General features: G+C 53.9%; 1 protein-coding gene and 1 CRISPR repeat array. The gene reads right to left on the reverse strand.

The genetic code is table 11. The features are described from left to right. Nucleotides 1-66 precede the first annotated feature (66 nt). Nucleotides 67-4,338: a CRISPR direct-repeat array (repeat unit 37 nt; unit sequence GTCTCAATCCCCTTAAAAGCGGGGCGATTACTGCGTG). A gap of 210 nt (nucleotides 4,339-4,548) precedes the next feature. Continuing rightward, on the reverse strand, nucleotides 4,549-4,839 hold the full coding sequence (cas2, locus tag HQL63_11880; protein ID MBF0177527.1) for a CRISPR-associated endonuclease Cas2: 291 nt from the start codon (nucleotides 4,837-4,839) through the stop codon (nucleotides 4,549-4,551). Nucleotides 4,840-4,966: the final 127 nt, after the last annotated feature.

Raw genomic sequence — 4,966 nt, forward strand, 5'->3', positions numbered from 1 at the left:
GTCAGAGAAAATTTACGCCACATCAGGCAATTAGGTCAATGTCGGGCACCACCGAGAATCGGCTCCGTCTCAATCCCCTTAAAAGCGGGGCGATTACTGCGTGAAAAGATGGAAAAGAATACCGAAACTATTGTTTTTCCACCGTCTCAATCCCCTTAAAAGCGGGGCGATTACTGCGTGGCGGGATGCACCGCCGAGTCGAACGGAATCGCAGCAAAACCGTCTCAATCCCCTTAAAAGCGGGGCGATTACTGCGTGGTTGAATTGCTGGCTCATAAACCCAAATTTCCATCCAAACGTCTCAATCCCCTTAAAAGCGGGGCGATTACTGCGTGAAAAACGGCGATTTCAGCCGCACCTTCAGAGTTTCAGGTCTCAATCCCCTTAAAAGCGGGGCGATTACTGCGTGTGCTGGCAGGAGGAAACGGGGCTGGAAAGTCAAGCCTTGTCTCAATCCCCTTAAAAGCGGGGCGATTACTGCGTGAGCCCAGACGGCCAGAAAGTCCTGTCAGGGCTATAAAGTCTCAATCCCCTTAAAAGCGGGGCGATTACTGCGTGTTTCGCGGAGATTTGATCTGCGACCGGTCTCAATGATAAGTCTCAATCCCCTTAAAAGCGGGGCGATTACTGCGTGGCTAAGAATGCTTTTTTGTAAGTTGTGGCCATTTACGTAGTCTCAATCCCCTTAAAAGCGGGGCGATTACTGCGTGGATGTATGCGACTTAACATACGAAGATTCGTCAAACAGTCTCAATCCCCTTAAAAGCGGGGCGATTACTGCGTGTTGGGGACGAACAAAACACGGTCCGGCGCACTGGTCCGTCTCAATCCCCTTAAAAGCGGGGCGATTACTGCGTGCGGGCGAGATGGCCTGCCGTGATATGGATGTCATCGGCGGGTCTCAATCCCCTTAAAAGCGGGGCGATTACTGCGTGGGATATCTTGGGAGGCTGCACGTCAGACTCGACGGGTGTGTCTCAATCCCCTTAAAAGCGGGGCGATTACTGCGTGGACGAAAGAATGGGCTGCCGAAGAGGCGAAAGCCCGAGGGTCTCAATCCCCTTAAAAGCGGGGCGATTACTGCGTGCGCCGACGAAGGCCAGGCATTCCTGGGCAGCCCTACTGGTCTCAATCCCCTTAAAAGCGGGGCGATTACTGCGTGACCGCGACATATCAGTCGCCGCATACGGGGAGCATCCGGAGTCTCAATCCCCTTAAAAGCGGGGCGATTACTGCGTGGGGAGAAAGAAAATGAAAATCTGGAAAGCTGCGATCATGTCTCAATCCCCTTAAAAGCGGGGCGATTACTGCGTGAAGAAAAATGCAAATCTGGAAAGCGGGCATTATCTCGATGTCTCAATCCCCTTAAAAGCGGGGCGATTACTGCGTGCCCGGCAGGGCAGCATGTCATGTCAGGGCTGTGACAGTCTCAATCCCCTTAAAAGCGGGGCGATTACTGCGTGTGAGTAGTCCGTGTGTTCCCTGGTCCAATTTGCGGACTCGTCTCAATCCCCTTAAAAGCGGGGCGATTACTGCGTGATCCGGAAAAAATAAAGATGGGGCTGAGGTGCATGTGATGTCTCAATCCCCTTAAAAGCGGGGCGATTACTGCGTGGCACATCCGGATGCACGGCCGCTACACCAGGTGGCGGCGGGTCTCAATCCCCTTAAAAGCGGGGCGATTACTGCGTGTGCCTGGTCGAGGATCATGGTCCACCATCCGTAACTCTAGGTCTCAATCCCCTTAAAAGCGGGGCGATTACTGCGTGGTCTCTTCTCTTTTGGAGCATAGTCCTCGGCCTGGTCGAGTCTCAATCCCCTTAAAAGCGGGGCGATTACTGCGTGCTGGCTGAAAAGCCGGGCAGGCCAAATCTGGATAGGCTCATGTCTCAATCCCCTTAAAAGCGGGGCGATTACTGCGTGTCGATCGGCGATGGTGTCACCATCGAAGCTACTGCTAGTCTCAATCCCCTTAAAAGCGGGGCGATTACTGCGTGTGTGGCTGCAACAGTTGTTGTCGGGATCAGTGACCCTAGTCTCAATCCCCTTAAAAGCGGGGCGATTACTGCGTGGGTTGTGTTGGAGTCATTCGGCGGGAAGCCGGATGATGGTCTCAATCCCCTTAAAAGCGGGGCGATTACTGCGTGTATGATCATGACCCACCATGCATCCATCACCATCGCGTCTCAATCCCCTTAAAAGCGGGGCGATTACTGCGTGGATGCAAATATCACCTTCTGGGATGCGTTCCTGACTTCTGGTCTCAATCCCCTTAAAAGCGGGGCGATTACTGCGTGGCATCGTGCGGCGTTGACCCAGTTCGTTGGAGAAACGGCGTCTCAATCCCCTTAAAAGCGGGGCGATTACTGCGTGACCTTCAACCTGCCACGCATCACTAATGCAATACCCTGGTCTCAATCCCCTTAAAAGCGGGGCGATTACTGCGTGTGTAAGTATCACCTTCTTGGTGTGCTGCCGGATTTCTGGTCTCAATCCCCTTAAAAGCGGGGCGATTACTGCGTGACAAACTTAGGGCATACAGACAAAAATTGTTTGCAATAGCGTCTCAATCCCCTTAAAAGCGGGGCGATTACTGCGTGCTGATCGGCAGGCGCAGTTTGAACAGGCTCGTGAAGAGCAAGTCTCAATCCCCTTAAAAGCGGGGCGATTACTGCGTGAGCATCCATCGCGTGCTACGGTGTGCATCCCGACTCATGTGTCTCAATCCCCTTAAAAGCGGGGCGATTACTGCGTGTACCGTTTCGGGAACGATGGATGACACAATGGAGTCCATTGTCTCAATCCCCTTAAAAGCGGGGCGATTACTGCGTGGTCACATCACGGTCCACGACGTGACCGGGCAAAAGAAGTCTCAATCCCCTTAAAAGCGGGGCGATTACTGCGTGTCAAACGGGGTGGCCGCAAAGCCTGATCCGGCAAAAATGTCTCAATCCCCTTAAAAGCGGGGCGATTACTGCGTGACCGCACGTCAACATCCTGGCGGGCTGTACCGCCGACTCGTCTCAATCCCCTTAAAAGCGGGGCGATTACTGCGTGGCACCGTCCCACTGCTGGCGCGTGTGAACGTATTTGATCGTCTCAATCCCCTTAAAAGCGGGGCGATTACTGCGTGTTGTAATGCCTGTATCAGCCCACGCTGATCCTGACCATGTGTCTCAATCCCCTTAAAAGCGGGGCGATTACTGCGTGCGATGCCCGGGAGATGCGGGGAGAAGGCACGCTCCCCGTCTCAATCCCCTTAAAAGCGGGGCGATTACTGCGTGTGAAAGCCGGCTTCTATTTGGACAGTACCGGACACTGTACAGTCTCAATCCCCTTAAAAGCGGGGCGATTACTGCGTGAGACATAGATGACGCGGCGAAAGCTGCGCGGAGACTGGGTCTCAATCCCCTTAAAAGCGGGGCGATTACTGCGTGTTTCCAGCGGGCTTGCGTTTCCAGCGGGCTTGCGTTTCCGTCTCAATCCCCTTAAAAGCGGGGCGATTACTGCGTGACAATTTTACTCCGAAATTTTGCCGCGCATTTTTGCTGGTCTCAATCCCCTTAAAAGCGGGGCGATTACTGCGTGCATCATCGGCGCTGGTGCTGAGATCGGCGATGGTGTCGTCTCAATCCCCTTAAAAGCGGGGCGATTACTGCGTGGCGTGCTCTGGGGTGAGTATACAGGCAACCCCGACATGGCGTCTCAATCCCCTTAAAAGCGGGGCGATTACTGCGTGGCTCTCCAGCGGGCTTGCATTTCCAGCGGGCTTGCGAGATGTCTCAATCCCCTTAAAAGCGGGGCGATTACTGCGTGCATGGTGAGGACCGGGCGAGACAAAAGGAGGAAGGAAAGTCTCAATCCCCTTAAAAGCGGGGCGATTACTGCGTGCCTTCTACTCGCGAACCGAAGCTTCTCTGCCATCCTGTCTCAATCCCCTTAAAAGCGGGGCGATTACTGCGTGACCGGGGGATATAAGAGGAGGAAGAAGATGAGTATACAGTCTCAATCCCCTTAAAAGCGGGGCGATTACTGCGTGGATTTGTCCGGATTGCACCGATACTCGGGGCATCCGGGTCTCAATCCCCTTAAAAGCGGGGCGATTACTGCGTGAAAGAAATAGGAGTCGATGGGATGGGCGAAAAAAATAGTCTCAATCCCCTTAAAAGCGGGGCGATTACTGCGTGGCAGCGTCTATCGCGGCGTATGGGGAGCACCCGGACAGGAGTCTCAATCCCCTTAAAAGCGGGGCGATTACTGCGTGTGCAGAAATGTCTGGCCACCAGGGCCGGCAGGATCACGTCTCAATCCCCTTAAAAGCGGGGCGATTACTGCGTGAGCGTCACCTCCTACCTGTTGAAGGCGGGGGGGATTTTCGCACGTTTTTCGTAACCTTGGCAAGGTGTGCCACGATGCAACCCTGATTTTTCATAAAAGGTTTGCGTGATGATGATCGATCAACGTTCTTTCAGACACTTACGCCCGTCCGTAACCCCCCGCGAAAAAAATGCCTCTGGAGGTTACGGCAAAGGTTCCTCTTCCCATGCGTCAGACGACGAAGACCTTCTCCTCGCCGGGGACAGGCCCGGGCACACCGATGCGCTGCACCTTGCCAGCACAGGGCGTGCAGAGAGGATAAATCAGCACAGAATCCTGTTTGGCGGAGATGATGGCTTTGATGGCCGATATCATTTTGTCAAAGAGCAGGCGATCGAGGACAGCCTCAAAAACGCTCTCCTGCACCCGGTCGCCAAAACCATCCAGACAGATGGACAGACGCCGTCGCCGTCGATCATGGGCCACATCATAGCAGATAATGTACCGCAGACCCTTGTTCACGATGATGATCCGATTCTTTCAAGATTTGATACAACAGGTGCGACAGCATGATGTCAGGAAAATATCTCTTTCAGGGTTACCGCATCCAACACACGATCCCCCCACTCTTCCAGAGTTTCTGGTTCGG

This window comes from Magnetococcales bacterium, from assembly GCA_015231175.1.
Lineage (GTDB): Bacteria > Pseudomonadota > Magnetococcia > Magnetococcales > DC0425bin3 > HA3dbin3.